At 54.4% G+C, this 23,573-nt stretch carries 21 protein-coding genes and 2 other annotated features; of the genes, 9 read left to right on the forward strand and 12 right to left on the reverse strand.

Annotation, left to right across the window (positions count from 1 at the left end):
• Positions 1-8 precede the first annotated feature (8 nt).
• Positions 9-259, reverse strand: a binding site (T-box leader).
• Between the two features lie 75 nt (positions 260-334).
• From VA597_RS11375 to VA597_RS11395, 5 genes are all read right to left on the reverse strand, one after another.
• Entirely contained in the window at positions 335-1,150 is an 816-nt protein-coding gene (locus tag VA597_RS11375; RefSeq protein ID WP_442861461.1) for an ABC transporter ATP-binding protein, read from the reverse strand.
• Entirely contained in the window at positions 1,128-2,033 is a 906-nt protein-coding gene (locus VA597_RS11380; protein WP_128742987.1) for an ABC transporter permease, read from the reverse strand. Before VA597_RS11380 ends, VA597_RS11375 begins: the two co-directional genes overlap by 23 nt.
• Before the next feature lie 30 nt (positions 2,034-2,063).
• A complete protein-coding gene (locus tag VA597_RS11385) occupies positions 2,064-3,122 on the reverse strand; it encodes an ABC transporter substrate-binding protein (protein WP_128742989.1) in 1,059 nt (352 codons plus the stop codon).
• 119 nt (positions 3,123-3,241) lie between these two features.
• The gene (locus VA597_RS11390) at positions 3,242-4,624 is read right to left on the reverse strand and encodes a TrpB-like pyridoxal phosphate-dependent enzyme (RefSeq protein ID WP_128742991.1); all 1,383 of its coding nucleotides are present in this window, start codon (positions 4,622-4,624) and stop codon (positions 3,242-3,244) included.
• A gap of 55 nt (positions 4,625-4,679) precedes the next feature.
• Positions 4,680-4,931: a binding site (T-box leader), on the reverse strand.
• A 36-nt stretch (positions 4,932-4,967) separates the two neighbouring features.
• The gene (locus VA597_RS11395; RefSeq protein WP_326974595.1) at positions 4,968-5,387 is read right to left on the reverse strand and encodes an MmcQ/YjbR family DNA-binding protein; all 420 of its coding nucleotides are present in this window, start codon (positions 5,385-5,387) and stop codon (positions 4,968-4,970) included.
• 125 nt (positions 5,388-5,512) lie between these two features.
• On the opposite strand from VA597_RS11395, the gene VA597_RS11400 reads away from it, so the two are divergent.
• From VA597_RS11400 to VA597_RS11415, 4 genes are all read left to right on the forward strand, one after another.
• Positions 5,513-6,148 carry a cytidylate kinase-like family protein gene (locus tag VA597_RS11400; RefSeq protein ID WP_128742995.1) on the forward strand — a complete coding sequence of 212 codons (636 nt, stop codon included), beginning with the start codon at positions 5,513-5,515 and terminating at the stop codon, positions 6,146-6,148.
• Between the two features lie 53 nt (positions 6,149-6,201).
• Complete coding sequence (locus VA597_RS11405; protein WP_128742997.1) at positions 6,202-6,723, forward strand: DUF1540 domain-containing protein; 522 nt, start codon at positions 6,202-6,204, stop codon at positions 6,721-6,723.
• A 179-nt stretch (positions 6,724-6,902) separates the two neighbouring features.
• Positions 6,903-7,808, forward strand: coding sequence for a GDSL-type esterase/lipase family protein (locus VA597_RS11410; protein WP_128742999.1), 906 nt, complete (start codon positions 6,903-6,905; stop codon positions 7,806-7,808).
• 5 nt (positions 7,809-7,813) lie between these two features.
• Complete coding sequence (locus VA597_RS11415) at positions 7,814-8,281, forward strand: DUF4358 domain-containing protein (protein WP_164919043.1); 468 nt, start codon at positions 7,814-7,816, stop codon at positions 8,279-8,281.
• Between the two features lie 56 nt (positions 8,282-8,337).
• Here the strand turns inward: VA597_RS11415 and VA597_RS11420 are convergent, their stop codons facing one another.
• The 3 genes from VA597_RS11420 to VA597_RS11430 all read right to left on the reverse strand — a co-directional run bounded on the left by VA597_RS11420 (position 8,338) and on the right by VA597_RS11430 (position 11,563).
• Positions 8,338-10,119 carry a DUF6020 family protein gene (locus VA597_RS11420; RefSeq protein ID WP_128743003.1) on the reverse strand — a complete coding sequence of 594 codons (1,782 nt, stop codon included), beginning with the start codon at positions 10,117-10,119 and terminating at the stop codon, positions 8,338-8,340.
• A gap of 98 nt (positions 10,120-10,217) precedes the next feature.
• A complete protein-coding gene (locus VA597_RS11425) occupies positions 10,218-11,069 on the reverse strand; it encodes a Cof-type HAD-IIB family hydrolase (RefSeq protein ID WP_128743005.1) in 852 nt (283 codons plus the stop codon).
• Entirely contained in the window at positions 11,048-11,563 is a 516-nt protein-coding gene (locus VA597_RS11430) for a flavodoxin domain-containing protein (RefSeq protein ID WP_164919044.1), read from the reverse strand. Before VA597_RS11430 ends, VA597_RS11425 begins: the two co-directional genes overlap by 22 nt.
• Positions 11,564-11,884: 321 nt before the next feature.
• Between VA597_RS11430 and VA597_RS11435 the strand changes: the two genes are divergently transcribed.
• The 3 genes from VA597_RS11435 to VA597_RS11445 all read left to right on the forward strand — a co-directional run bounded on the left by VA597_RS11435 (position 11,885) and on the right by VA597_RS11445 (position 15,602).
• The gene (locus VA597_RS11435; RefSeq protein ID WP_128743008.1) at positions 11,885-12,859 is read left to right on the forward strand and encodes a DMT family transporter; all 975 of its coding nucleotides are present in this window, start codon (positions 11,885-11,887) and stop codon (positions 12,857-12,859) included.
• A 208-nt stretch (positions 12,860-13,067) separates the two neighbouring features.
• A complete protein-coding gene (locus tag VA597_RS11440) occupies positions 13,068-14,549 on the forward strand; it encodes an MBOAT family O-acyltransferase (protein ID WP_128743010.1) in 1,482 nt (493 codons plus the stop codon).
• A 12-nt stretch (positions 14,550-14,561) separates the two neighbouring features.
• Entirely contained in the window at positions 14,562-15,602 is a 1,041-nt protein-coding gene (locus tag VA597_RS11445; protein WP_243112496.1) for a hypothetical protein, read from the forward strand.
• A 6-nt stretch (positions 15,603-15,608) separates the two neighbouring features.
• Here VA597_RS11445 and VA597_RS11450 read toward each other — a convergent pair whose 3' ends face one another.
• From VA597_RS11450 to VA597_RS11465, 4 genes are all read right to left on the reverse strand, one after another.
• Entirely contained in the window at positions 15,609-16,865 is a 1,257-nt protein-coding gene (locus VA597_RS11450) for an Nramp family divalent metal transporter (RefSeq protein WP_128743014.1), read from the reverse strand.
• Between the two features lie 262 nt (positions 16,866-17,127).
• On the reverse strand, positions 17,128-17,817 hold the full coding sequence (locus VA597_RS11455; RefSeq protein WP_128743015.1) for a hypothetical protein: 690 nt from the start codon (positions 17,815-17,817) through the stop codon (positions 17,128-17,130).
• Between the two features lie 228 nt (positions 17,818-18,045).
• Complete coding sequence (locus tag VA597_RS11460) at positions 18,046-19,848, reverse strand: polymer-forming cytoskeletal protein (protein WP_128743017.1); 1,803 nt, start codon at positions 19,846-19,848, stop codon at positions 18,046-18,048.
• Between the two features lie 193 nt (positions 19,849-20,041).
• Entirely contained in the window at positions 20,042-20,695 is a 654-nt protein-coding gene (locus VA597_RS11465; RefSeq protein WP_128743019.1) for a superoxide dismutase, read from the reverse strand.
• Between the two features lie 220 nt (positions 20,696-20,915).
• On the opposite strand from VA597_RS11465, the gene VA597_RS11470 reads away from it, so the two are divergent.
• On the forward strand, positions 20,916-21,935 hold the full coding sequence (locus VA597_RS11470) for a CAP domain-containing protein (RefSeq protein WP_243112497.1): 1,020 nt from the start codon (positions 20,916-20,918) through the stop codon (positions 21,933-21,935).
• A gap of 649 nt (positions 21,936-22,584) precedes the next feature.
• Entirely contained in the window at positions 22,585-23,544 is a 960-nt protein-coding gene (locus VA597_RS11475; protein WP_128743021.1) for a hypothetical protein, read from the forward strand.
• The last annotated feature ends 29 nt before the right edge of the window (positions 23,545-23,573 follow it).

The following is a 23,573-nucleotide window of genomic DNA, read 5'->3' on the forward strand; positions in this document are numbered from 1 at the left end:
GCCGTCTCAAAAGAGACGACGGTGAAATCCTGTCGCGGTACCACTCTTTGTTGGCATTTTTCAAAATGCCCACTCGGCCTGCATCCAACAATGCAGTTCTCCTTTAACGGGGAGAGGCCGTTCCGCTCTACTGGGTATACAAAACCTTTCGGCGGACTGCTCTAAGGTGAGTTATACATCTGCCCGGCACCGTTTCGCAGCAAACAACGGCTCTCTGAAACTCAAATGCAGACGCTTTGATCCCTATCAACGCATTCCGTGATTCAATTTAATTGGTATTGTACCGTAGAAACAGCGCGGTGTCAAGTTTTTTCGCAGTTTTTTTCCGTCGAAGTCACAAATCGTTTCCGTCTTCAATGCTGATCTCATTGAATCGGTCGGTCAGATCGCGGAGCTCCAGCGCGTCTTTTTCCCCGTCGCAGACATCGAGAACCGTTTTCCCGCGGTGCATCATCACAAGCCGGTCGCCGTAGGCCAAGGCAAAGCGGAGGTTGTGGGTCACCATCATCACCGTGATCCGTTTTTCGCGCACCAGCTTCCGCGTCAGCCCCATCACGTTTTCGCTGGAGGACGGATCGAGCGCCGCAGTGTGCTCGTCGAGAATCAGAAGGTCGATCGGCGTCATCGTGCAGATCAGAAGAGAGAGTGCCTGCCGCTGGCCGCCCGAAAGGTTCGCGACCGGCAGGTCGAGCTGATCTTCCAACCCAAGCCTCAGCAGCTCCAGCCTCGACCGGTATTCATCGATCTTTTTCCGGCTGACGCCGCGCGAAAGGCCGTACCGTTTTCCCTTGTGATCGGCGAGCGACAGATTTTCCAGAATCGTCAGCTGCGGGCAGGTTCCCAGAGCCGGGTCCTGAAACACGCGGCCGATCCGCCGGGAACGGACATGCTCCGGCTCATGGGTAATGTCTTTTCCGCCGAGCAGAATCCGCCCCCCGTCCGGCGTTTCGCCGCCGCACACCAGATTCAAAAGGGTCGTTTTGCCGGAACCGTTGCTGCCGATGATGCAGACAAACCGCCCGCGGCCGACGGACAGATTGAAATCCTCAAACAATTTGATTTCACTGACCGAACCGCTGTTGAAGGTTTTATCAATATGGCACACTTCCAGCAGGGGAGCGCCGGTTTCAGACCTGATTTCTGATGACATGCTTCTTTCTCCTCCCCGTTTCGTATGCGACCAGAACAGCGGTGAGCAGCACCGACATTAAAAGCTTCATGTAGTTGGTTGGCAAGCCCATCTGCAAAGCGGCGACCAGCACCCCGCGGTATAGAACCGCGCCCAGAACCACCGCCGTTGTGGGCCGCAAAAACTTCAGTCCGGAAAAAATATTGACCCCCACAATGACGGCCGCAAGCCCAAGCACGATCATCCCTGTCCCGCTGTAGATATCGGCGGACTCTTCCCGCTGGCAGAGGATACAGCCCGAAAGCGCCGCCAGGCCGTTGCCCAGCATCAGGCCGAGGATCTTCATATCGCCCGGATCTTTTCCCAGCGACACGACATACCGGGAGTTATTCCCCGCAGCGCGCAGCAAAAGGCCGGACTTTGTTTTTAAATATTCGTCGAGCAAAAGCTTAACAAGAACGCAGAATACGAACGCCACGGCAAGCGCGCGCAGGCTGTTGTATGAATCCGGGATCAGCGCCGCAAGACCGACGGTGTAAACGGTCGGCTGGTTGTAAAACGGCGCGACCGCACTGCCTGAGGTAACCGCCAGGTTGACGCTCCACAGCGCCGTCATCACCAGAATTCCGGAGAGCAGGTCGGTGATGTGCAGCTTGACATGCAGCAGACCCGTCACGCCCCCCGCCGCCGCCCCGCAGGCAAACGCCGCAAGGCAGGCCAGCCAAGGGCTCAATCCAGCGGAGATCATCACTCCGGCCACACAGGAACCGAGCGGGAACGTGCCCTCCACCGAAAGGTCCGGAAAATTCAGCACCTGATAGGTCACGTAGATTCCGAGCGCCATGATGCCGTAGACAAAGCCCTCCTGCAGCACGCCGGTCAGAAGTCCCAGAAACACACTCATACCATCGGTCCCTCTCTTTTCCGCCGGCTGTTATTCGGCAACGTTTTCCGCATTGGAGTAGTCTTTGGGAAGAGATATCCCCAGCTGCTTCATCACCTTTTCGTTATAAACCGGTTTGCCGAAATCGACGGTATAGACCGGCGTCGTCGCCGGATCCGCCGTTCCATCCAATACTTTCGCGGCCATCTTTCCGGTTTCTTCTCCCAGTGCGACGAAGTCGATGCTCACGGAGGCGAGGCAGCCGTCCTTGACCTGTTCCACCTCGGAACCAAAGATCGGGATCTTGGCCTCGTTCGCTGCCTGAAGCAAGCCGGGAAGGTGATTGACGACGTTGTTGTCCGTAAAGTTATTGATGCAGTCAACGCCTTTGGAGATCAGTGTTTTGACAGACGGTTCCACGTCGGAGGAGCCCGTCACGCCGATTTCGACCACCTCAAACCCGTATTTCGGCGCAAGGCTCTGGAATTTCTTCAGGCAGGCCGTGGAGTTCGGCTCGCTGGTCGTGTGCAGCACGCCGATCTTCTTCGCGTTCGGCAGGAACGCGCGGATCAGCTTGAGCTGATCTTCCAGAGGCAGAACGTCCGAAGAGCCGGTGCAGTTGACGCCGGGCTTTTCCAGCGACTTCACGATTCCAGAGGCGACCGGGTCGTTGACCGATGTGAAAATCGTCGGAATATCCGTCGACTTCGCGGCGCCGTACAGCGCCATCGCCGCCGGGGTCGCGATGCCCATCACCATATCGTATTTTTTAGCGACCATCGTCTGCGCGATCGTTTTCGCGTTATTCGCGTCCGCCTGCGCATTCTGAAAATCGACGGTCAGGTTTTCGCCCTCTTTGTAGCCTGATTCCTCCAGGCCTTTCATAAAGCCGGTATGGCAGTTGTCAAGCGACGCGTTGACCGCGTACTCGATGATTCCGATGCTCTTCGCCGCCTTTGCCGCAGAACCGGAAGATGCCGGCGTCACGGAAGACGCGGACGAAGTTCCGGCCGCGGAAGATGCGGAGCCGGAAGCGGAACAGGCGCCGAGCGCGCCGGAGACAAGAACGGCGAGAGCTGCCGCAACGATTTTTTTACTGATGTTTTTCATGACGAATCCCCTTCTGAAAATAAAATTGAGTAAACAAGAAATAAAATTATATGTTCGCCACCAGCCGTCCGGCATCGGAACCACCTCTTCTCTTTCGGAATCTCATGCGGTTTTTCTATTTACTCCTGAACTCCGGGAATTTTCGGCAGGCTGTCAAATCCGCGCTGAAGCTCCTCGTCGGTCGGAATCGTGTCCGTCATGGTCCCGTCCAGATAGGAGGAATAGGCCGCCATATCGAAATAACCGGTGCCGGTCAGTCCGAACAGAATCGTTTTCTTTTCGCCGCTTTCCCTGCAGCGGATCGCCTCGTCCATCGCGACACGGATTGCGTGCGCGGACTCCGGCGCGGGCAGGATCGTCTCATGCTTTGCGAAATAGACGGCCGCTTCGAAGACCCTGCTCTGCTCCACCGCGCGCGCTTCGTCCAGATACCCGTCGTGGTACAGCTTTGACAAGATCGGCGACATGCCGTGGTAGCGCAGTCCGCCCGCGTGATTCGCGGACGGGATGAACCCGCTGCCGAGCGTATACATTTTCGCCATCGGGGTCACCTTGCCGGTGTCGCAGAAATCGTATGCGTATTTCCCGCGCGTGAAAGACGGGCAGGAAGCCGGCTCCACCGCGATGAAATGCGGATTCGCCCTGCCGGTCAGCTTGTCGCGCATGAACGGGGCGATCAAACCGCCGAGGTTGGAGCCGCCGCCCGCGCAGCCGATGACAAGATCAGGATATTCGCCGATCTGTTTCATCGCCGTCTCGCATTCCAGGCCGATGACGGACTGGTGCAGCAGGACCTGGTTCAGAACCGAGCCGAGCACATAGCGGCATCCCTTCGTGGTCACGGCGCGCTCCACCGCCTCCGAAATCGCGCAGCCAAGGCTGCCGGTGGTCTCCGGGTCCCTTGCGAGGATCGCGCGCCCGGCGTTGGTTTTGTCGCTCGGGCTCGGAATCACCTCCGCGCCGAAGGTGCGCATCACGTCTTTGCGGTACGGCTTCTGCTGATAGGAAACCTTGACCATGAACACGGTCAGCGGGATTCCGAAATAGGAGCAGGCCTCGGCCAGCGCCGTCCCCCACTGCCCCGCGCCCGTCTCGGTCGTCAGGGAAGTCATCCCTTCCTTCTTTGCGTAATACGCCTGCGCCACCGCGGAATTCAGCTTATGGCTTCCCGACGTATTATTCCCCTCAAACTTGTAATAAATTTTCGCCGGCGTCCCCAGAGCCTTCTCCAGATTGTACGCGCGGATCAGCGGGGACGGCCTGTAAATTTTATAAAGATTGACGACTTCCTCCGGGATCTCGACATAGCGCGTGCCGGAATCCATTTCCTGATGCGCCAGCTCCTGACAAAACACGGGGTACAGATCCTCTTCCGCCGCCGGCTTCATCGTCGCCGGGTTGATCATCGGATCGGGAAGCTCCTTCATATCCGCCCGCAAATTGTACCATTGCCTTGGAATCTGCTCCTCGGATAGGGTAAGGCGATACGGTATTTTGCCCATGACAATTCTCCTTTCAGTCGGTAAAACAAAATAAAAAAACCCTTGCCCCTGCAATTACAGGGACAAGAGCCTAAACTCCTGCGGTACCACCCACATTGGCGAAAAATCGCCCGCTTTCTTCCATACACCACCATGTACGCTTCCTTGGTAACGGGTGAAGATCCCGTCGGACACTACTCGGCTCGTTCGCCTTTCGTCCCGCCCTCATAAGTCCATTCGTCCGGAACAGTCCCGCCGCAATCCCACCGCCTGCGGCTCTCTTTGGAAAATGTCAACCCGGAGTACTACTCTTACTCGCCGGTTTTTTATGTTGATAGTATTATATTCCGTCCTGCTTTTTTTGTCAATACTTTCTTTTCCGCTTTGGGAGCGTGCACCGGTAACTTGCGTCAATCCACGAGCGCAGCTCCTTATCCGGCACGCTGCCGTCCAGCAGCACGCCGATCCAGTGCTCCTTGTTCATGTGATACGCCGGGATCACGCTGCGGTAAACCCCGCGCAGGAAGTCGGCCTCGGCGGGATCGCATTTTAAATTGAGGTTGAGAATGCCGCCGTGTTCAAAAATCAGCGCGAAACTTCTCCGGTTCTCCAAGTGCCGCATGACCGTCCACGCATCCGGGGAAGACGGGTCGTCGTCAAACGGATAATCCTCGTAAGCCCCCGGCAGACGAAGGCAGTATTCAACCAGGGCCTTTCGGGCCGGTATTTCGGCTTTTTCCTTGTTTTTTGGGCAGTTCATCCTCAGGATCCTTTCCGAATTCAAACCTAATATAGCCCGTTTTCCGGACAAAGTCAAGAATCCCCGGTGCACAAAAAAACCAGCGCAATTTATTCCATTCCATGATATAATAGAAAGAATCGAGTGCGACGGAAGCGGAGGGAAACAGTGTGAAAATCGTGATTACCATTGCAAGACAATACGGGAGCGGAGGCAGGGAAATCGGCCGAAGGCTGGCGAAAAGGTTTTCCATCCCGTTCTACGACCGGGAACTGATCGCGGCAGCGGCAAAACGAAGCGGACTGAGCCGCGAGATCCTGGAGCAGGCGGATGAAAAAGTCGGGAGCAGCCTTCTTTACGCAATGATTATGGGAAATTACCCTTACGTGGACAGCGGCGCCATGGCGGCAGGCCGGTTGCCGGTTAACGACCGGCTGTTCCAGCTGCAGGCAAAACTGATCCGGGAAGCCGCGGGAAACGGTCCGTGCGTCATTGTCGGCCGCTGCGCCGACGACATCCTTCGCGGCAGGGAAAATGTGTTCAGCGTCTTTCTGTACGCCGACCTCACCTTCCGCAAAGAACGCGCCGTAAAAGAATACGGGGTTCAGCCGGAAAGCGCGGCGGGTTGGGTTGCCAAACAGGATAAACAGCGCGCGGGATACTATCATTTTTACACGGACGAAAAATGGGGAGAAACCGGAAATTACCATCTCTGCGTCGACTCCTCCTGCTTCGGCATTTCAGGAGCGGAGGAACTGATCGCCCGCGCGGTTCTGCTGCGCGAAAATCGGACGGGACAAGAATAAACCCACGCCAGCGGCACATAATAAGAAAAATTTAAACACCGAGGTGCCGTATTATGACGAATTTACACTGTGATGTGACAAACTGCGGCAATAACAAGCAACGCAACTGCTGCAGACCCGACATCATGGTGGGCGGCCCGCGCGCGAGCGCGAGCACCCAGACCTACTGCGCAAACTTCATGGATGCAAAAGACTGCAGCGGGATGCCGCAGAATGCGATCGACCATGATTCCCCGAATCCCTCTCTCGACGTTCACTGCGAAGTGACCAAATGCGCCTACAACGAACGCAGGTCCTGCAACGCCGACCGCATTGATATCCGGACAACCGAAGTCAACGGCGGCCAGGTCAAAACGGAATGCGCAACGTTTGAAAACAGGAGCGGCGGCTCCGGCGGGAGAAATTCCAGGCAGGGCCGGGAAAGAAACTCCGGCGCGGACGGCGGAAGGAGTTCCGGCCAAGGCGATGGCCTGAATTTTAAAGGGTATCCCCTGGGAGGCCTGATGGATACGGACCCGGAATCCAGCGCCAGCAGTCCGAACACGCGGGGCGAGGCCCCCAATCAGTACCATTGAACCTCTCTCCGCATCCGGCATGGCTGAAAACAGCCATGCCTTTATTTATGCCTTTCCATGGGAATTATTTCCATGGAAAGCGTCATAATATAATTATTACGATTGTGATACAATGGTTGAAACTGGATTTCAGTCTATGCTATACTACACTAGGATAGATATATCCTGGGGAAAGAAGGATGAAAATGCAGCGGTGGGCCTTTTCCGTCCTGATGATTGCAGGACTGCTGACCGGCTGTCAAAGCTCACAGGCCATGACTATGGCGGTCCCCGATTCGTCTTCCGCGGCGGCTTCCGTCAACAGTTCCGCCGCGGCGTCTTCCGAAAGCCAGGACGCTTCCTCTTTAAATCCTATCTCCGAATCATCGTTGTCCGGTTCCGCTTCCGTTTCTCTGAAAATGCCTTCTGCTTCCGCCCCCTATACGCCGCCGGTTCTGAACTGCGTTCCCGAAAGCGCGGAGAAAGACCAGTCTTTCCTGAACGGCGCGGTTTTTGTCGGCGACTCCGTTACGCTGAAGCTGAAAAACTATGTGACCCAGAAGAGAAAATCCGAACCGGGCTTTTTCGGTACCGCCGCTTTTCTCGCCGCGGGAAGCATGGGCAGCGGAAACGCTCTGCAGCCGCTCAGCGCCGATTCCATCCATCCTTATTACAACGGAGACAAGGCCCTGCTGGAAGACAGCGCGGCCAAAATGGGAGCCGACAAGGTCTATCTGATGCTCGGCATCAACGATGTCGCGCCTTACGGTGTGGAGGGCGCGGCAAAAAATCTGGAAATATTGGCAAAGCGCTTCCGCGATCAAGTTCCGGGAATCAAGATTTACATTCAGTCCGCGACCCCCATGCTTCCAGAAAAGCAGAAAAAGACGCTGAACAATCCGAATCTCGAACGCTACAACCAATTGGTATCCGAATTCTGTGAAAAGGACGGATGGCATTTTCTTGACGTCGCCTCCGTGATGCGGGACGGCACCGGTTCGCTGAAAAGGGAATACTGCAGCGACCCGGACGACTTGGGCCTTCATTTCACAGACGCCGCCTGCGAGGTCTGGATCCACTATATTCTGACACATACCGGAGGCTGATGCCGATGAAACGGATACTCCTTTTTCTCCTGACAATTGCCGCAGCCCTTTTCCTTTGGACCGGATGCGCAAAAGCGCCTCCGAAAGAGGCAAATCTCGCCAAAGTGATGGATTCCATGAAACAGAAAATCACAAATACCGAGATGATGGACCTTTCCTCGAAGGACCTGAAACCAAATCTCGGTGTCGACGCGAAAGATGTCAAACAGTTTGCCGCCTATGTGGATTCCACGGGCACCAAGGGCGATGAAATTCTTCTTTTCGAAGGGACCGATGACGGGGCCGCCGACCGGATTGAAGAAAAGCTGAACGACCGCTACCGCCAGAAAGAAACCGAAATGAAGGATTACCTGCCGGAGGAGTATGCGATGCTGCAGAAATGCAAAGTGGAACGGGATGGGAATTTTGCCGCGATGATCGTGTCTCCGCAGTACGAAGAGCTGGAACAGATCTACCACAGCGCATTGAAATAGTCAAGATTGTTTGAACGGCGGCGAAGGGATACCCTCTCTTCGCCGCCGTTCCTGTTTTATGAATCGGATTCCCCTGGCCCGGATCTCCCCAGAATAAAAAACAGCAGGAACGGCGCGCAAAGGAAAATGGAAAACACGTACCGGAATTCGCAGTAGGTGGGGGCCGCGGCCATGGTGGACAGCCACAGGCCGGCAAGCGGCGCAACCGCGGCCAGTTTGCCGTATCTTCGGCGCGCCAGCGCGTAAACCGCCAAAAACGCCGTCAGCCAGACCGCCACGCCGATATTATTGCTCATCCCCGTCGGTGCGAAATGCTCCAGATCGTCGTTCCAGTTTTCAATGTAAGGCTTTAAGCTCACCCCTGTCAGTGTTCCGAACAGATTATACGGAACGATTCCGTACGTCTCGTCTCCCCAGGGAGTGATTCCGGGCGCCACAACCCAGTTTCCGGTGCCGATGTGCCAGTACCCCAGCGTCAGCATCAGATGTGCAACCGCGTACTCCTTTCCATTTTTGACGAGCATGCCCGCCCAATCCTGAAAGAATTCCCGCTTGTTCCGCGCCAGGTACGTATAATCGAATTTATGGCTGAATTTGACCGGATCCACCGTAAACGGATTATAGGACGCTTTGATGGCTTCGATCGGCATCATTCGGTTCAGAAAAGTCCTCTCCCGCTCCGACATCCGCCCGTCTTTCGCGGCGACCCGCGCCATCTGCTGCAGCGGAACGCCAACCGACTCGTCAAACCGGTTTTGCGGGATGCCCGCCGCGCGGTACACCGGGCCCTGAATGACCAGAATGGCAGCGAGGACGGCAAGCAGCGCAGGCCCGATTCTTTTGATCCGGACGCGGCAGAAAACGGCCAGCATCACAAATGAGAACAGAAGAACATAGACCCCGTTGTTGCGCAGAAAGGCAACGGCAAAGGAAATCAGCGCAAAATGGATCATCCCTCCCCGGGTCAACAGGTTTTTCCCCCGCTTTTCCGCCGTATCCGCGAAAAAAAGAGTCAATAAAAGCATCGCGCCGCCAAACAAGACGTCTTTCCACATGGTGACCGCATATTTTCCGTAAATGGGATTCAAACCAAAAAACAGCGCCGTCACCCACAGATACGGCATGGGACAGCCACGCCTGCGGCACCAGTACAGCGCATACCCCAGGACGGACGCCATCAGCAGCATCTGCGTCAGAGAGTACAGCGCCACGCCGCGGTTGATGCTCCCCAGCAAACCGCCGGCCCAATAGAAGATGCGCAGAAAAAGCTGATAAAGTACCGGCTGCTGATTGTTGACCGGCGCCCACCCGGCCGCCCTGACCAGACAGGCAAAGGAATCCCCTGTCATCAGCCCCGGGTAATAAGTCAGGAAATACGGCAGCCACGCCGCCGCCAAAAGGGCGCTCCACAGCGCCCAGGAGGCAAGCCGGCTCCGGAAATCGGCCGGAGCCGGATGTTTTGCCACAGGAAACGGATGAAGCGCCAAAAAGCGGAACAGGGACAGGACCGCCGCCCAAACTAACAGGCACAATCCGGCAAACGGAAAAACATCATTTTTCCCAATCCCTGCGAAAGCGGGGGGCTGGACCATAATGCGCGATCCGACCAAAAACATGGCGGATATTGCCGCCGAAAAGGCTCCGGAACAAAAAAGGGTCCTGCGGTCTCCATACCCGGCCGTATACCTGATGCAGGCCGCAGCTCCCGCGGCCGCCAAAAGCCATGGCAGCCAGTGCCGGTACCAGACACCGAACACGCTGAAAGCCGCGGAGGTAAGGACAGCCCCCGCCGCCACACAAAACCAGACCTGACTTCTCACGTGGCGCAGCCAGTTCATTCTCTTTATCCCCTTCCCTGATTTTGGTTTATCTTATTAGCATGTTCTGGCATATAGCGAATATGTATGTGCCAACCGCGTTCCTTCTATTTCCAAAATCATCGTTCCGGCGAAAGAATCAACTTTTCAATGGCCTGCGCCACGCCGTCCTCCTCGTTTGTGCTGGTCACATAATCGGCCTGCCGGAAAAGGCCCGGTTCGGCGTTCCCCATCGCGATGCCAAGCCCCGCAAACCGCAGCATGCTTCTGTCATTGTCCCCGTCTCCGAACGCCGCGACCCGTCCGGGCTCAATTCCGAGGATATGGCAGAGGTGAAGCAGGCCATCCCCCTTGCTGGCTTCCGCGTCGTTGATCTCAAGGTTGACGGACCCGGAGGACGTCACGGAGTACGGCCCCATTGCCAGGACCTCCCTCGCCAGCCGTTCTTTCTCCAGAGCGGGGACATAGGGAACATTCACCTTTTCGAGCGGAGCCCCCTTCCGCTCCAGAAAATCCGGGAGGCTGCCGACAAACGTCTGGGAAGCGTCAATATAGCGGAAAAAGCGATCCGGAAGACCGGCTCCGCGGAGCGCCGGCAATGCCGCGGCGTCCGCATAGGAAACCCCGCCGCAGTACGCTTCCACAAAAAAGCCACCCGACGCAAAAAAGCGGACGATCCTCAGGGATGCATCCAATGCCATCGGGCGGGAATACACGACGGACCGGTTTTTGAGGTCGACGACGCTCGCGCCGTTGGAAGTCAGGACATATCTGGTTCCGGGCAGCTGAAGCAGCTCGTCCGGCACCATTTTGGCAACCCGCCCCGTGGCAGGTACGACCCGGATTCCCAGGGAAGCTGCCGCCTTCAGCGATCCCAGCGTGCGCGGCGATATGGTCTTGTCGTCCCGGAGAACCGTGCCGTCCAGATCGAAGGCAATCAGTTGAAACCTCATCGCGGAACCTTTTCCCATTCCGTCATCCGCTCCGCAAATTCCTTCATTTTTTCTTTTGAAAGGCTGACATAATCTGTTTTTCCGTCAGTTTGCTCGCCCTGCGACTTTAAAAATCTGTTCAGAAGCAATTTGGAGATGTTCCGCTCCAAAAAATTCATTTTTGTAAAATAGATTGCTCCTCCCGGCGCACAAAAGGAAGTGAGATGGCCGGCAAGCTCAGCCGGAAACCCGCTCTCCAGATACCGGCGGATCTCCGCTTCCTCCCGGGACAGGCAGGTTAAATAAATTCCAAGCGGCTTTTGAAGAAGGATGCCCAAATATCTCTTGCAGTAACTGCGGACTTCCTGTTGAATCTGGCCGCCGTAAACAGAGCTGCCCAGAATGACGCAGTCGAAAGGCGAAGGGTCGACCGTGCGTTTTTTCAAATCAACAATCTCAGCTCCATTCAACATCTGTTGGAGCCAACCGGCGCATTCGGCAGCCGAACCGTGGGTGCTGGAATAAGCAATCATAGTCTCCATCCTGTTTTCACACTCTTTTCCATCCTTGAATTTGCGCGGCGCTGCGTAAAATTGGAATTGATAAATCAATTCCGCATGGATAAGCTAATGTCGGCAGAGAAAATATCGTATTTTTCAAAACATGCTTTTCGCATGGATATTTTTCCTGTTAGGGCGGGCCGAAAGCCCGCCCGGTCTTTTTTCTTGCCTTTATTGATTGTAACGGGTAAAAAATCCGATGTCAAGAAATACTCCCCACGACATATCCATTTACAGATTTCGCATATCGTGTTATACTGTTATGCAATTGTTGGAAACACGAGGTCTGTATCATTGAAAAAAGGGTATCTTTACATTCTTCTCGCTACATTTCTTTTCAGCACAATGGAAATCGCCTTAAAACTGACCGCTGGGAACTTCAACGCAGTCCAGCTCACTTTCCTCCGCTTTTTGATCGGCTCGCTGATTCTGCTGCCTCCGGCTCTCAAGCAGCTGAAACGGAAAAGACTTTCCCTGCGCGCCGGAGATTTCGCTTTTTTCGCGCTGACCGGCCTGATCTGTGTCGACATCAGCATGATTCTATACCAGATGGCGGTGCTGTACGCGCCCGCCTCCACCGTCGCCGTTTTATTCAGCTGCAATTCGGTGTTCCTGATACTGTTCGCCTTTTTCATGCTGGGTGAAAAAATCCGGCTGAATACTGCGGTCTGCATCGTTCTGAGCCTGCTTGGAATGGCGGTTATGATCAATCCGTTCCATTTTGCGGGCGGAGCGGCCGGCACCGTCCTTTCGCTTGCCGCCGCCGTTGCTTTCGCGCTCTACAGCGCAATCGGGCGCTTCAGAAGCGCCCGATACGGCGGGGTCGTAATGACCTGTTTCAGTTTTTTGTTCGGGTGCGCGGAAATGCTGGCGCTGATTTCCCTCACTCATCTTCGCCCCGTGAGCCTGTTCCTGCGGAATGCGGGCCTTGCACAGTTTGCGGACGTCCCGGTCTTCTCCGGCATAAGCATCCCGTCCCTGCCGGGTCTCGCCTATGTCGGTATTTTCGTGACCGGCTGCGGTTTCGCCTTTTATTTTCTCGCAATCGAAACCGCCGGGGCCTCGAAAGCCGCGCTGGTTTTTTTCTGCAAGCCTGTGCTTGCCCCTCTGTTTTCCCTCGCTGTTCTCGGAGAACCGATCACACTGCAGATGGTTGCCGGAATCGTCCTGATTGTGGTCGGGTCGTTTATCACGTTCCTCCCGGAAACAGCACTGCACAGACATGCGGTTCCAGCGAAAACCGCCATCCAGAGGCCGCCGGATGACTGACGCGGCCGCCTTTCGCTCTCTCAGAGGCCGTCCACTTTCGGGCGGCCTATTTTGGGTCCATTTGCACTCGTGAGGATGGATTCTCATATGATTCTCATAAGAAATATGAAAAAAGATTGAAATCGGTAACAATTGATTTATAATTACATGGTTAAATAAGAGATATACACCGGCCGGACGAGAGGGCCGGATTTAGGAGGCAATCTTTTTGTCATTCGTATCCATCCAGTTTCTCCTGTTCTTCCCCGTTGTTACCCTCGTCTATTTTGCCCTTCCGCATAAGCTGCGGTGGTTTTGGCTGTTTTGCGCCAGTTATTTTTTTTACATGAGCTGGAATCCCGCTTACGGCCTTTTGCTTGCCGTTTCCACCGCCATCACGTATTTGAGCGGTCTTCTGATTGGAAAGGCGGAGCGCCTTTCCGACAAGGAGAAGGCCGTGAAAAGGAAAAAGCTGTGGGTTGCGGCAAGCTTTGCTCTGAATCTCGGCATCCTGATCATCTTTAAATATCTGAATTTCTTTGACGAGATCTATATCGGCATCACTTCGTTCCTGGGAATGCCGGCCGGGCCCATGAAGTTCGACCTGCTGCTTCCGGTCGGCATCTCCTTTTACACCTTTCAGGCACTCAGCTATACGGTGGATGTCTATCGCGGGGACCTGAAACCGGAACGGCATTTCGGGAAATACGCCCTTTTTGTCTCCTTTTTCCCCCAGCTTGTTGCCGGGCCGATAGAAAAATCAAAAGATCTTCTTCACCAGTTCAGCGAAGTACACCGGTTTGATTACGACCAGGCCAGACGCGGCTTGCTGCTGATGCTGTGGGGATATTTTCAAAAGGTCGTCGTTGCCGACCGGCTTGGCGAGCTGGTCAACACGGTCTACAGCAGTCCCGGCAAATACGGCGGGGCCGAGGTCGCCCTTGCCAGCATTTTCTTTGCCTTTCAGATTTACTGCGACTTCGGCGGCTATTCCAACATTGCGATCGGAGCCGCGCAGGTGCTCGGCTTTTCCCTGACGACCAATTTCAACCGCCCCTATTTTTCCCTTTCCATCAAGGAGTTCTGGCGCCGTTGGCACATCACGCTCGGCGCCTGGTTTCGCGACTATCTTTACATCCCTCTGGGCGGGAACCGCTGCTCTCTCGCCCGGCGCTGTTTGAACCTGTTCATCGTTTTCGCCGTTTGCGGCCTCTGGCACGGCGCTTCTTTTACTTTTGTCATCTGGGGAACCCTGCACGGCCTGTATCAGATTTTCGGCCTGCTGTTGAAACCAGCGCGTCAAAGGGCGGCCGGAATTCTGAAAATCGACCCGGACTCGCGTCCAAACCGTTTTCTGCGGGCCGTTTTCACTTTTATTCTGACAGATTTCGCCTGGATCTTTTTCCGTGCCGACACGGTGCAGGACGCCTTCGCGTTGATCGGCGACCTGTTCCGTCCTTCGGATCTTTCAAATGGGGGCATTTTCACTCTCGGGTTGACGGCGCCTGAATTCTTCACTGCTCTGGCCGGCATCGCCATCATTCTGGCCGTGGATGTTCTGAGCCTGAAAACCGACCTGAGGGCCCGGCTGCTCAAAAAGAAGCCCGCTTTCCGTTGGGCCGCCTATCTTTCCGCCGCCCTCGTCATTTTGATTTTCGGGATTTACGGATCCCAGTATACGGCTCAGCAATTTATTTACTTCCAATTCTGAGGGGAACCGATTTTGAAAAAACTGATTTGCAAGGGATTCCTGTTTTTGTCCGTTATCGCGTTCATATTGGCCTCTTTCTCCAGCGTTTTCATCTACAAAATCGATCACCGCGGAAAGCTGCTGGAGGGACTTTACCATTCGGAGGATCCATACGACGTGGTCCTGATGGGATCGAGCCACATGAACGGCGGAATCGATCCAAACGTTCTGTGGAAGCAGTACGGAATCACAAGTTTCAATTACGCGACCGGCGGTCAGCCGATCGACGTTACGTATTATCTGCTGCAGGAAGTGCTGAAAAAACACACTCCTTCCGTCGTCGTGGTCGATCTCTATTATCTCGGTATGACGACCGAGTACGGGGCGACGGGATTTACCAGCAACGCCCTCGACAACATGCGGTTTTCCTGGAACAAGCTGAAAGCCATTGGCAGCTGCACTCCGCCGGAGGAATGGATCAATTTTCTTCTGCCGACGCTGAAATACCATTTTCGCTGGTCCTCCCTGACCGCCTCCGATTTTACATATGACAGCTCCGATATTTATTACCTGAAAGGGTTCAGCGCCGGTACGCAGCAGTATGGGAAAGAAGATATCTCTTATGCGGACACGGACAAGAAAGCGGATATTCCTGAAAAGAACCTCTCTTATTTTTACAAATTCATCGAGCTCGCCAAGGAAAAGGGATTCCAGCTGGTTTTTGTCAACATGCCGTGCGACTACACCGAGTCTGATCAGTCGGACGGATGGGTGAATGACTGCGAAGCAATGTTTAACACCGTCGCCGATCTGTCTCAAAAGGAGAATGTTCCTTTTGTGGACCTCTGCGACCAGATGGACGAAATAGGGCTGGACTTCGCAAAGGATATGAATAACTCCGGCCATCTCAACGTCTGGGGCGCGTACAAGACCAGCTCCTATTTCGGCAGCTATCTGAAAGAGAATTACACCCTCTCCGACCGGCGGAGCGACGCGGAGCTCGCGGCGCGCTGGAACGAGGATTACAGCCATTCCCTCGCAGCCTCCGTCGAGAATGGAACAGCGGGGACGTAAAATCTGTTAAAGCGCACTGACGAGAAGCGCCAGATTTAAAGCAGTGACGATTCCCCCCGTGGTCCAGAGCAGGACGCGGTCCATGGGCGAATTGACGTATTTGCCCATGACCCTTTTGGATGAAGTCAGATAGACCTGCGTAAAAATCGTAATCGGAAGCTGAACGCTTAAAAGCATCTGGGAATAGATCAGCCCCTGGAAGGGGGAAGAAATCAGGAAAATCACCGCCGCCGCGGGCACCATGGTCAGCAGGACGCCGGCTTTGGAGTGGCTGTCCGAAATATCGTACGGCTCCGAAAAAATTCCGGCGAAGATGCTTCCGCCCGCCATGCCCGCCGTGATGCTGGAAGAAATCCCCGCGAACAAAAGCGCCAGCGCGAAGACAATGGAAGCCGCGTTTCCCAGAAGAGGGCGAAGCATCTCCTGCGCCTGATCCAGTTCGTCCACCTGCTGCGAATGCTGGAAAAAAGTCGCCGCGGCCGTCAGAATCATCGCGCTGTTGATCGCCCAGCCGATCAGCATGGAAAACAGCGTATCTCCAAACTCATATTTGAGCTGCCTGCGGATCACAGTTTCGTCCTGAAGGTTCCATTGGCGGCTTTGAATGACCTCGGAATGCAGGAACAGATTATGCGGCATCACAACCGCACCGAGCACGCTCATGATGACCGGCATGGAGCCGGCGGGAAAAGCCGGGGTCACCCAGCCGATCCCCGCGGCGGTCCAATCGACACGCACCATATGCAGCTCATAAACAAAGGCAAATCCAATCAGCGAAACAAAGGCGATGATGATCTTTTCAATTTTCCGATAGGAATTTGTAAACTGAAGCCAGAGGACAAACACAAGGACCAAAATGGCTCCGGCTTTGACCGGAAGGCCGAACAGCATCTGCAGGGCGATGGCGCCGCCGAGCAGCTCCGCCATCGCCGTGGAAACGGCGGCGCCCATCGCGCTGATCAGGATGACGTTTTTCAGCGCGGCCGGAAGGTATTCCGTCGCCGCCTCCGACAGGCACTTCCCCGTAACGATGCCGAGGTGAGCCGCATTATGCTGAAGCAGAATCAGCATCAGCGTGGAAAGCGTAACCATCCACAAAAGGCCATACCCGTACCCGGACCCGGCCGCGATATTGGAAGCCCAGTTTCCCGGGTCGATAAACCCAACCGTGACCAGCATCCCGGGACCGATATAACGAAAGAAGTCAATCGCCGTCAGCCTGGGGTGATGATTCCCTGAAAACCATTTGGAAAAAAGATGCATAACCAGCCTCCTTCTGTTTAACTATACACTCTTTCAGGCTTTCCTTCAAGCACAAAACGGCCCCGCCCAACCGGGCGGGGCCATAGCTTTGCCGGATTCAGTTGTTTTTGTTCAGACCGACGGCATTCAGGACGATCGTTCCGATCCCGCAGATGGTCACAACAATTCCGACGACAAGACCGGATATGCTGAGTCCCTTCGACATTAAAATCACCTCTGGTCCATTTTACCCCAAAATAGATCCGGTGTGCAAGGCTTGCGGTCAGCTCTTTGCACTTCCGCCGAGAATCACAACAGCAGAAAGTGTTTGACCGTCCGGCTGATAGACGATCTTCAAAATCGTTCCCTCCTGAATATCCGACAGGGAGGCCGTCGTTTCACCGGTTTGCTGTGATGCCGCAGAACTTTCTCCGGATGATGTTTCCTGGGAACCGCGTTCCCTTCCCATCTCCTGTTTGGACAGAACGCTTTCATCGGAGACGGTGATGGTTTTTGTTTCACCCGTCAAAGTCAGCAGGTTGTCAAAACCGCCTTTTGGGTCAGACCCTGATGCATTTCCCGTTCCGGAAGCCGCACCCTCCGGACGCGCTCCGCTTTTCCCTTCCGGCAGGCTGCCGCCGGACCCCTGACGCTCCCGGGAACCGCCGGGAGCGGATCCGCTTGCGTCCCCGTTTCCCCCGTCAGGCCCTTGGCCGCTGCCGGCCTGATCCTTCGGTCCGCCCCGTACGTTCAGCGTCCCCACTGATAAAGTGATCTTTTCTCCGTCAACCGCAGTTACCTTTCCATAAATCGTATTCTGGTCCCCGGAACTGGTGGAGGCGCTTTCGTCCGCCTGTGTGGAGGACGCCGCGGATGAGGCGCTCGTCTGTGCCGAAGAGCAGGCACTGGTGCCAATCAAACAGGCAAAAGCCAAAAGAAGGGTCCCGGTTCGAAAACGATTCCATTTTTTCATTGTTACAGCTCCTATTCACAGGTAAATTTTTCCTGAATTCTTTCACAAGAATACAATCCGGTTATGAAAGACGGATGAACAGACCCTGAGAGTTGCATGAAAAAGGAATCATCGGGCAAAGTTCCGAACTCGGCGGCATGATTCCGGCCCGGCCCGGCCCGATTCCATAAAAAACTCCCTCCGAAGAAACTTCGGAGGGAGTTTTAAGCGAAACCACCTGCGATGAACTTACGCCAGCGCGACAAGTCTGGCGCTGGTTCCCCCTGCTTTGGCACCGTTTTGCACCGTTACCTTCGTGCAAACGTTTCCGCCGCCGGATACGGAAAAGGTGACGGAAGCCGTTCCGGCCGCCTGGCCCGAGATCCTGTACAGAAGCATATTTCCGCTTTTCTTCAAAAACTGCACGGAAACACAGGACTGATCGGAAGAAGCCCAGATCGTATTGTCACCGACTCCCTTCGCCGTGACCCCTATGACATAAGTTCCGCCTGGAGCCATGGTATAAGACGATGTATCCATTGTGATGCCCGCCGAAACATCGGCAATCATCTTCTGCCCGCCGATATCGATCGTCACCTGGCCTTTTCCCGTCCCTGTGACAGGATAAATCCACGCGGGATTCCCGGCGCCGTCTTTCACGGCTGTTCCCGCGCCGACGGTTGCGACGGACGAATTATAGGACAGCGCGTACGGGGCGGTCGAAGAGGAGGTCCGCGCAAGCACGCAGTACCGGTCCCCCGTTAAAATGGAAACCGTCGAAGTGTCAAGCGCGACCGATCCGTCGGAACTGCTGTTGGAATCATCCGAATACCCGGTCGAAACGACACAGGAATCGGATTTGTAATCCCCCAAACGATCTCCGTGCGCATCCACCAGATATGCGATCAGCGTTGCCTTGTACATTCCCTTGGCGGAAGACAGGGCGGTCACCTTGCACGAAAGCCCGCCGGAATCCGTCGACTTGGAGAAAGCGGAGGTATCCCCATACAGCTCCCAGACCAGCTTCGTGCCGGTTGCGAAATCCGAGAAATCCGGCTCAACATGCGCTTTGACCGTCGCGGATTCGCCGCTGTCCAGCGACAGCGACTGGTTGCTGAGCGTGATTCCGTCCGTCAGCGCGTTGGTCAGCACAAATCTGTCCTCCGCCCCGCTGTCTTCCTTTGCTTCCAAACCGAAATCATAGAGGCGCACGCTGTCTTCATCGACGGAATCACTGTCCGCATAAAACGCCGTGTCCCCCTTGCTGACATGATTGCGGAAAATCAAAAGCGGTTTCCCTTCGATTGAACCGTAAACGGTCAGTTTTCCCGAAGGAAAATACAAAGTGCCCGGCCCCGTTAAGGTGTCCAGCTCCAAGGAAGAGCTGGTGGCGAATTCCGCGCCGTCCGTGATGTATAGTTCCTCCGCTTCAATTTTTTCATCCGCGGTCGCGACAGTATCGTCCTTTACGACGATTTTTTTCAGATTGCTCAGCGTCGGCAGAGTGTCCGTGTATTTGCTGATATTCAGGGTCCCCGTGTCGTCGCCGTCGATCCCCTTGGTTTTCAGCGTGCATTTGTTCAGCTCGATGCTCTCCTCCGCTTTGATGGTCCCGGTAACGCTCGCGTTGACTCCGGAAGAAACGGTGATCTCCTTGGATTCCAGGCTGCCGCCGATCTTCACGGTACTGCTCAGCGTAACCTCCTCGTCGCAAAAAACATCATGCCGGATGTTTCCTCCGCTGATTTTCAGATCGCCGCCGGCATCGACGGATTTCATGTCTCCCCCTTTAATTTCGGCGGCTCCGCTGCAGGAAACATCGTCCACCGTTCCGTTCTTCACCGTCAGGCTTCCGTTATAGGTCACGTCTTTCCCGGTCACATCTTCAAAGTTATCCTCGTCCCAGGTCTTGCCCCAAGCGGATGCGGAGCCAAGGTAGGTTTTCGCGCCGTGCATATCAACGACGGCCGCAGAAGATGTTGCCGCGAGAGTGTGCGGTGTGGATAAAAGCAGAAGAAATAACGGCAAAAAAACAGCGGTCCATTTTCTCATTCTCATCCCCCCTGATTTCGGGATGAATCCGCTTCCTGAGTCTGTGGGAGAGGATTCTTCATTTCCCGTTTATAATATAAATTATACCTTTAGAAGGAATATATTTCAAGGAAGATAAGAGAAAAGAAAGAATATTTTGGTGAAATTTAAGGATATCTCTACCTATAAAAGTAAAAATTTTGAAAGCAAATACCTACTTTCTGCTTTGGCGCGTCATCGGCCGTTTGAAACAGCGAAGGTAATTTTCCTCTGCCGCTTCCCAGTTAATCAGATGCAGAAACGCATCCAGATACTCATCGCGCCTGTTTTGGTATTGCAGGTAATAGGCGTGCTCCCACACGTCCACAAGAAGAACCGGACAGAAGCCGCGCGGCAGCGGAGTATCCTGATTCATGGTGCTCAATATTTTCAGCCTGCCGCGGCAGTCTGCCACCAGCCATGCGTAGCCGGAGCCAAATTGGCCGAGAGCGCAATTTTTAAATCGTTCGTCAAATTTCTCCATAGAGCCGTACGACGCGGCAATCGCGTCCTTCAGCTTTCCTCCCGGCTGCTTTCCGCCGGGATGCTCCATCAAATTGAAATAGAGATCGTGATTGTAGACGCCGCCCGCATTGTTCCATACCGCCGTCTGCACTTGGAACGGAAGCCGGTAATTCTCCCGGATCAGCCGTTCCAGCGTCCAGCTCTGATAGGCCGGCAGTTTTTCGAGCGCCTGATTCAAGTGGTCCACATACGCTTTAAAATGCTTGTCATGGTGAAATTTCAATGTTTCGGAGTCGAGATACGGCTCCAGGGCATTGTATGGATAAGGAAGCGGAGGAAGCTCAAACGGATAATGATCGTTCATGACAATCGCCCTTTCTTACAGTTCTTTTCAATTTATATTCCGTTCTCCAAGGGGATAGTCGGCCAAAAAGGCGTTTCTTTGAAAAGTTGGAAGAAATTGAGGGATTGCCTTTTTTCCATTCGAGTGCTACGATAGGGACATGAAAGTTACAAATTGTAACAGTTTACGTAATACTGATTGCATATTTGTAATTAATAAACTGTTTTAAAAGGAGTAGTTTATGAAAGGTAAATTGTTAGCGCTGCTTTTAAGCCTGATCGTCAGCGGAACAGCCGGAGTCTACGCCAAAAGCGCCGCCGCGCCGCAAAATACATCGGAAACATCCGCAAGTTCTTCATCCGTAGAAGCAGTCTCTCCGGTGTCGGCTCAAAACTCGGATGTCGTCAAAGCGGCTTCTCAGGCTGCTGCGAAACAAACGTGCAGCACGGCCCCCGTTAAGGTTTCCCCGTCCGCCAACTCCTCTTCGTGCAGCCAGTTTTCCAAGAACAGCGCGGCAGCCAGCTCCAATTCAGCAGCCGCAACAGCCTCCCAGAAGAGCAATGGTTCCACTTCCTCCGGGAGCTGCAGCCAGAATACTTACTGCGCATCCAATTCCGCCTGCGAATCCACAAAAGGCAACTGCACCCAGAACTCCTGCGTACCCGGTACCTATCAGTACTATTGCACTTCGAATTCCAACTGCAGCAATTCCGTCAACAGCTACCTGAACGACATGATCAGCCGCCTGACCGGCAAAACCTGCCCTTCATCCGGCAGCGCATCCTCTTCTCCGGCCTCCACATCCTCTAAGCCCTCGTCAAAGCCCTCCGGCAGTTCCAGTTCTTCCGCATCCTCAGGGAGCGCCGCGACAGGGACTTACGCGGATTTCCAGAATCAGGTCGTTCAACTTGTAAATCAGGAGCGCACCAGCCGTGGTCTGAGTGCCCTTTCCGTAGACACGGCGCTGACCAAAACCGCCACGCTGAAATCTCAGGACATGGCAAAGCTCGGCTATTTTGACCACACCTCTCCAACCTACGGCTCCCCGTTCGATATGATGAAACAATTCGGTATCAGCTACCGGACCGCTGGTGAAAATATTGCAATGGGACAGACTTCTCCGCAACAAGTTATGACCGGCTGGATGAATTCCGAAGGCCACAGAGCCAATATTCTGAACTCCTCGTACACCAAGATTGGTGTCGGCATTGCTCAGAACTCTAACGGTCAGTATTATTGGACTCAGCAGTTTATCGGCTGACAATGGGCGCGCGCAATCAAAACCACGCGTCGAACTGTACAAACCCTAAAAGGCATAGTACTGAAATAATTTTACCAGCCGCGTTCCAGGCCGCCGTCAAGGCGGCCTTCTTTTATGTCTTCGATTCCTTGCCCGCCCGTAAACGGGTCACGGAAAACTCCACGGGCCGTTCGTATGCCCGGCGGTGAACGAGGGCGCCGCGCCCGACCCGCTCATGGTCGCTTTAAACGTGTACGCTCCCCGGGCTGGAGGGAAATAAGAAATTATTTGATATTCCGGCAGAAGAATATGAAAAAGCGTACATATGTGATATAATGTGTACTAATATATATAATACAGATAACACAGAAAAAGGAGCGATCCATGCAGCCGGTTATCGAAGCCAAGGCCTGAAAAGAGATTGCGGAACGGGCGATACGACGGTTCAGGCGCTCGAATCCCGCTCCATCCGGATTTTCAGCCGCGAAAAAACCGCCGTCATGTTACCAGCGGGTCGGGGAAATCGACCCTGAGCCCCGCGCATGACGTTCGGCCGCCGGCTGCCGCACGATTCAGGACGGGAGAAAACGCCGCACTTTTCATCAGAAAGAAAATTCATGAATCAAACCGATGCCTGTTAAAATGATTTTAAGGGAGGGCAAGAGAAAAAATGAAAAAGGAAACCATATTCACCTTGTCTGCGATTCTGAGCGTCGCATTACTTGTCCTGATCGTATTCAGCGTCCTTTTTGCCGGCGCAGCCGACACATATGCGGATCGAGGCAGCTCCGCTCCCACGGGAAATATGAAAATCATTTCCTTTTCCCCGAGCTCTTCTTCGTCGCCGGCACCCAAAATATGGGCCATTTCCACGCTGGAGAAGGAAACTGTTGCCAACGCGATGCTGAACAGCGTCGACTATTATCAAAGCGCCGAGGGAGAATTCACGACTACTTCCCTGCATGACCACCAGGAGACGACGGTCACTTACAAAACGGATCTCACGGGCGGAAGCTCCTATCAACATATTTCGGATTCCGAGACGGATGCCGAACAATTTGTGAAGGACGGAGCCCTTACGAAATATGACAATAGGACGAAATCGTATTCTCAAAGCTATGTCCCGCAGCCGTACGAACCGGCGAACAAAACCGACCAGAATTTGGAGGCAAGAATCACCGTTGGTTCGGACGGCATCAAGAATTACTATTACCGCAACGACGCCACCCATACCGGAATCGCGACGATGAGCCTTTTTCCGCAGGAAATGACCTTCGGTCTGCTGTCCGATACCGATCTATGGGAGATCACCAGAGAGACGGGGTATCTCGGAAGATCATGCGCCGTTCTTTCGGGAAAAACAGCTCCCTCTTACGGGAGCAAACTGAATATGGAACGTTTTACCCTATATGTGGATGAAGCGACCGGGATCCTGCTGAAATTCGAGGGGTTTTCCAAAAAAGGCCTGCTCACCCAGTCCATCGCGACGAAAAACATCTCGATCGATACCGACGGTCTTGCCGACCGGATCGATCGGTTTGTCAGCTCTCAGGTCTCCCGGGATAAATATGGAAGCTATACTGAAATCAGGAGGACCGGGTCGCCAAAGCTGACAATCCAGGGAAGCTGACCGCCAGCTCAATAAGGATTCCAATGAGC

Origin of the sequence: Caproicibacter sp. BJN0012 (assembly GCF_035986805.1) — a bacterium.
Taxonomy (GTDB): Bacteria; Bacillota; Clostridia; order Oscillospirales; family Acutalibacteraceae; genus Caproicibacter.

Excerpts from the sequence above, each read along its gene's own strand:
- VA597_RS11460 (WP_128743017.1), bottom strand. The coding sequence starts at position 19,848 with ATGAGAAAATGGACCGCTGTTTTTTTGCCGTTATTTCTTCTGCTTTTA.
- VA597_RS11380 (WP_128742987.1), bottom strand. The coding sequence starts at position 2,033 with ATGAGTGTGTTTCTGGGACTTCTGACCGGCGTGCTGCAGGAGGGCTTT.
- VA597_RS11475 (WP_128743021.1), top strand. The coding sequence starts at position 22,585 with ATGAAAAAGGAAACCATATTCACCTTGTCTGCGATTCTGAGCGTCGCA.
- VA597_RS11430 (WP_164919044.1), bottom strand. The coding sequence starts at position 11,563 with ATGATTGCTTATTCCAGCACCCACGGTTCGGCTGCCGAATGCGCCGGT.
- VA597_RS11465 (WP_128743019.1), bottom strand. The coding sequence starts at position 20,695 with ATGAACGATCATTATCCGTTTGAGCTTCCTCCGCTTCCTTATCCATAC.
- VA597_RS11385 (WP_128742989.1), bottom strand. The coding sequence starts at position 3,122 with ATGAAAAACATCAGTAAAAAAATCGTTGCGGCAGCTCTCGCCGTTCTT.
- VA597_RS11450 (WP_128743014.1), bottom strand. The coding sequence starts at position 16,865 with ATGCATCTTTTTTCCAAATGGTTTTCAGGGAATCATCACCCCAGGCTG.
- VA597_RS11455 (WP_128743015.1), bottom strand. The coding sequence starts at position 17,817 with ATGAAAAAATGGAATCGTTTTCGAACCGGGACCCTTCTTTTGGCTTTT.
- VA597_RS11425 (WP_128743005.1), bottom strand. The coding sequence starts at position 11,069 with ATGGGAAAAGGTTCCGCGATGAGGTTTCAACTGATTGCCTTCGATCTG.
- VA597_RS11410 (WP_128742999.1), top strand. The coding sequence starts at position 6,903 with ATGAAAATGCAGCGGTGGGCCTTTTCCGTCCTGATGATTGCAGGACTG.
- VA597_RS11470 (WP_243112497.1), top strand. The coding sequence starts at position 20,916 with ATGAAAGGTAAATTGTTAGCGCTGCTTTTAAGCCTGATCGTCAGCGGA.
- VA597_RS11375 (WP_442861461.1), bottom strand. The coding sequence starts at position 1,150 with ATGTCATCAGAAATCAGGTCTGAAACCGGCGCTCCCCTGCTGGAAGTG.
- VA597_RS11390 (WP_128742991.1), bottom strand. The coding sequence starts at position 4,624 with ATGGGCAAAATACCGTATCGCCTTACCCTATCCGAGGAGCAGATTCCA.
- VA597_RS11415 (WP_164919043.1), top strand. The coding sequence starts at position 7,814 with ATGAAACGGATACTCCTTTTTCTCCTGACAATTGCCGCAGCCCTTTTC.
- VA597_RS11420 (WP_128743003.1), bottom strand. The coding sequence starts at position 10,119 with ATGAACTGGCTGCGCCACGTGAGAAGTCAGGTCTGGTTTTGTGTGGCG.
- VA597_RS11405 (WP_128742997.1), top strand. The coding sequence starts at position 6,202 with ATGACGAATTTACACTGTGATGTGACAAACTGCGGCAATAACAAGCAA.